At 62.8% G+C, this 4,286-nt stretch carries 5 protein-coding genes; 2 read left to right on the top strand and 3 right to left on the bottom strand.

Annotated elements, in window-relative coordinates:
* Both I8N66_RS36305 and I8N66_RS36300 read left to right on the top strand, forming a co-directional pair.
* The coding region (locus I8N66_RS36305) for an inositol monophosphatase (protein WP_291165177.1) at window positions 1-848 on the top strand (848 nt) is incomplete at its 5' end.
* Between the two features lie 17 nt (window positions 849-865).
* Window positions 866-1,489: a dual specificity protein phosphatase gene (locus I8N66_RS36300; protein ID WP_291165174.1), complete on the top strand. Its 624-nt coding sequence runs from the start codon at window positions 866-868 to the stop codon at window positions 1,487-1,489.
* A gap of 128 nt (window positions 1,490-1,617) precedes the next feature.
* Here the strand turns inward: I8N66_RS36300 and I8N66_RS36295 are convergent, their stop codons facing one another.
* From I8N66_RS36295 to I8N66_RS36285, 3 genes are all read right to left on the bottom strand, one after another.
* Window positions 1,618-1,968: a RidA family protein gene (locus I8N66_RS36295; RefSeq protein WP_291165171.1), complete on the bottom strand. Its 351-nt coding sequence runs from the start codon at window positions 1,966-1,968 to the stop codon at window positions 1,618-1,620.
* Between the two features lie 47 nt (window positions 1,969-2,015).
* Complete coding sequence (locus I8N66_RS36290; RefSeq protein ID WP_291165168.1) at window positions 2,016-3,116, bottom strand: FAD-dependent oxidoreductase; 1,101 nt, start codon at window positions 3,114-3,116, stop codon at window positions 2,016-2,018.
* A gap of 43 nt (window positions 3,117-3,159) precedes the next feature.
* Window positions 3,160-4,286: ABC transporter substrate-binding protein (locus I8N66_RS36285; RefSeq protein WP_291165165.1), on the bottom strand; the 1,127-nt coding region annotated here is incomplete at its 5' end.

The following is a 4,286-nucleotide window of genomic DNA, read 5'->3' as shown; positions in this document are numbered from 1 at the left end:
CGGGCAAACTTGCCCGATCACGCCACCTGATGCAGATCGCCGAGGGCGCGGCCCGGGCCGTGGGGGCGCCACTCCTTGCGGCATTTCGCTCGGAAATGGCGGTCGACTACAAGCGCGACCTGCACGACATCGTGACGATCCACGACAAAAACGCCGAGGCACTGATCCGGGACCACATCTTTGCGAACGAGCCGAACTCGGCCATGCTCGGCGAAGAGGGCGGTCAGGTCGGTGCGGGTGAAATCCAGTGGTATGTCGACCCGATCGATGGAACGGCGAATTTCGCTCGGGGGCTCGCCTTCTGGTGCGTGTCGATCGCCGCAGTCGAAGAGGGGGTGGTCGTGGCAGGGGTCGTCTACGACCCGGTCGCCGACCTACTTTTCTCGGGTGACCTCGAGCGCTCCTATCTGAATGGAGACGTCATCACTTCTAAGGCAGTGAGCGACGAGAGCCGCGCGACCCTGATCACAGGCTATCCCGTTTCGAGAGACTTTCGCCTCGATGGACAGGATGTCGCCCTTCGTCGCTTTGGCGACCTGGTCGAGACCTTCTCGACATTGCGCCGGCCCGGCAGCGCAGCCCTCAGCATCGCGCATGTGGCGGCCGGCTTTGTCGACGCGGCGGCCGGCTTCGGCGTCAATGCGTGGGATGTCGCCGCTGCGACGTTGATCCTCAGAAATGCCGGCGGGCGCTACCGCCCCCTACCGCTCGGCAAAGTGCCGGTCGGTTCTGCCGATTATCTGTGCCCCGGTTATGTGGCTTATGGCGCCGGTGCCGATTATCCGACCCTGAACCGCGTCGCGCAGGCCATTTCAGATGGCCGTACGGCCAAAGCTCCAGCGCCATGAGCGGAGACGAGGAAAGCATGCAAATTGAACCAACCGAAACGATGGCCGCCAACAAGGCGAGCAGCGAGCTGCCAAGGCTCAGCCTCATCTATGCCAGGCATCCGACCTATGACGTCGACATCTTCATCTCGGGCAAGGAAGGCGCGAGTGATCTCGATCTCCTGCGTCGCAACGGCATCACGACCGTCGTCAATTGCGCGGTCAATCTGGATTTCAATTTCGTCCGAGAGCCGCAGCTCGTCTCGGATCACCGAAACAGTGTCCATGGCCCAGGCGAGATCCGCTACTACAAGGTGGGGCTGATCGACGGCGATGGAAACCCGGACACGCAGATGCTTGCGGCGCACTACATCTTGCGGGCCGCGCTCGAGCAGATCCTGCCGGAGAAGCCGTCCTATCCCAGACGTGAGCGCGGGGGAGTGCTGATCAATTGCCGCGGCGGACGCTCTCGCTCCGTTGCTGTCGTGTCGTTGTTTCTCCATCTCACGCTGCCGCAAGAGTTCCCGACCCTGGACGCCGCAATCGACCATGTTCGCGACAAGCGCAGGCTTCCTGAGAACGAGTGGTACAAGGCCCCCAAACCCATGCTGACCGAGGCGGCGCGACGCGCTGCCGGATGGGCGCGCTCAATTGGCTGCTGACACGTCGGGCAAACGGCTTCCGCTCATGTGCGGCAAAAGAAAAGCAGCGCGCCAGACACTCGGCGCGCTGCCAGTCCGTTAGCAGAGATGGCAGCGGAACAGGCAGGCCTGACCTGCCAAAGCTCGCGTTAGTTCTTGGCCGCGACGACCACGACTTCGATAAGCCTCTTGGGATCGCCAAGATCGGCGACGCCGATGGTCGCGCGCGAGGGCAGGTCGTCGCCGTCGAGCCATTCGAGCCAGGCTTCGTTCATCTCTTCCTTCTTCGACATGTCGCTGATGTAGATCCGGGCAGATACGAGCTGGGTCTTGTCCGAGCCGCATTCGGCCAGCACGCCGTCCAACTTTTCGCAGACCTGCTGCGTCTGTTCCTTCATGCCGACGGAAATGTCGGTGGCTGCGTGGCCTCCGACAAAGATAAGGCCATTGTGTTCCACGGCTGCATGCATGATGCGATGTTTCCGGTAACGCGTTACCATGATTGTTCCTTTTCCATTTGATGGTGAGTTCAAAGCCGACCGGCGATTTACGCCGGGGCGTAGCGCGTGAGATCGACGTCGAGAGGAGCGTCCGTCAGCAACTCGGAGAGTTGCTTTCCGGCAAAGGGGCCGATGGTGAGGCCGGCTGCGCCGAGGCCGTTGCCGACCGTCAAGCCCGAGATACCGGGAACCCGGCCCAGAATGGGCTTCATGTTGCTCGACGCCGGGCGAAAGCCGATGCGGGTTTCTATGTGTGTCGCTGTCGCAAGCCCCGGAGCGATCGTCAGTCCGGCGCTCAGGACCTCGGCTTCGCCACCCGCGGTCACGCGATAGTCGAAACCGGAATTGTCCTCGCGCGTCGCGCCGATCACGACGCGGGAATCATCGAACGCCAGCAGGTAATGGCTGCCCATTGGCAGGAGAACGGGCCAGTTCGATGTCTGGACGCCCGGCAGGCGAAGATGGATGATCTGGCCCTTCTGGGGTGCGACCGGATGCTGAAGGCCCAGCGGGTCGAGAATCTGCGATGCCCATGCGCCGGCCGTAACGACGACTTCGTCCGCTTCAAGTGCTGTTCCATCGCTGGCCGTGCAGACGGGGCGTCCATCCTTCAAGGCCAATGAAACGCGATCCTGTCTGACCTTTGCGCCGAGAGAGCTTGCGGCGCGCAGCATTGCGGCTGCGAGCAAGCGCGCATCGACGCGCGCGGCTCCGGGGATAAAGATCGCTTCCATCCCTTCGCGCAGCGGCGGGAACTTCTCGCGCGCCGCAGCCGGACTCAGATGTTCGACCGTGCCCGCTTCAGGCACATTGGCAACGCGCCGCGCCACGCGCTCGGCGGCCGCCTCGAACTCCTGCCTGTCCTCGGCCACGACGAGCGCACCGACCTTGCCATAGCCGAGATCGGTCTCGCCAAACGACTTAAGGCCCTCGACCAGGGAGGCATAATAGGCTGCGCCAGCGGCGTACATGTCATAGAAATCGCCGTCTTCTAGCTTCGTCGCCCATGGGCAGACAATGCCGGCGCCGGCGAGGGTTGCCTTTCCCTCGTGCTGGGCGTCGACGACTTCCACGTCGACGCCCTTTTTCGCGAGGTGATAGGCGGTGCTGGCGCCAAGAATGCCGGCACCAATGATCAGGACTTTCATGTTTGCTCCAATGCGAATGCATGGCTTGCCCGGTGTGGCGAGCCTAGTCGACGGTCACGCCCGAAAAGCGGCTCGTACCGAAAATGGCGGGCTGGAAGCCGTGCACGGTCTTGCTGACGGCCGTCAGTGTATCGGCTCCACCGAGGATGACCGCAGGCGCTTCTTCGTGGAAGCGTGACTGCGCCTTCTTGTAGAGCTCGATGCGCTTCTCCTTGTCCGCAATACGCCCGGCTTCGTTCATCAGGCTGATGAATTCGCTGTCGCACCAGGCGCCTACGTTGGAGGGGCTTGGCTTGCCGTCGGAATCGCAGATGAAGTAGTTGTTCGGGATCTGGCTCGGGTCCGGAAAATCATAGATGCCGCCGAACATGGCGACCGGGGCCTCTCCCGCCCTGGCGCGCTGAATGTACTCGCCCCACTCGAAGGTAACGACCTCGGCCTTGACACCGATCTTGGCCCAGTCGGCCTGGATCATCTCGGCGGCGCGGCGACCGTTCGGCATGTAGGGACGATAGACAGGGATCGCCCAGATCTGGGTCGAAAAGCCGTCCGGATATCCGGCTTCCTTGAGAAGCGCCTTTGCCTTTTCCGGATCATAGGGGTGCGGCTTCAGCTCGCTGTCATGTCCCCAGAGAACCGGAGGGATGAGCGCGCCGGTGGCGATGCCCATGCCGTTATAGACGGTGTCGACGAGTGCCGGGACGTTGATGGCCTCGGCCAGTGCGGCTCTGACCCGCTTGTCCCTGAACTTCTCGTCGCGGAAATTGAAGTCGATGAACCCGGTCGATGCCACCGGCGTCTGCATCAGTTCGAGCGTGTCGCTGTCCTCGATCTGGGCGCGGTCGGCAAGGTTGGGGTAAAGCGCAATCTGGCATTCGCCCGCCAATGCACGTTGCAGCCGCACCGGGGCATCGGCGCTGATCGCCATTACCAGGGCGTCGACCATGGGCGTGTGGCTCTTGTCGCCGATGGCCGCCCCCCAGGTTTCCTTGAACGGCACGAGCCGGACCACGGCATCCTGTTGATAGGCCTGCAACGCGAAGGGACCCGTCCCGATCGGGACCATGTCGAACGTCTCGGGCTTGCCCGCCTTCATCAGGACGTCGGCGTACTCGGCCGATGTGATGGCGAGAGACTGATGCGCCATGATGCCGATGAACGGAGCGAGCG

It is taken from the genome of Ensifer sp. SSB1, assembly GCF_016652895.1.
GTDB lineage: Bacteria > Pseudomonadota > Alphaproteobacteria > Rhizobiales > Rhizobiaceae > Ensifer.
Note: the sequence above shows the minus strand (reverse complement) of the source record. Positions and strands in the feature narration are given on the sequence as shown.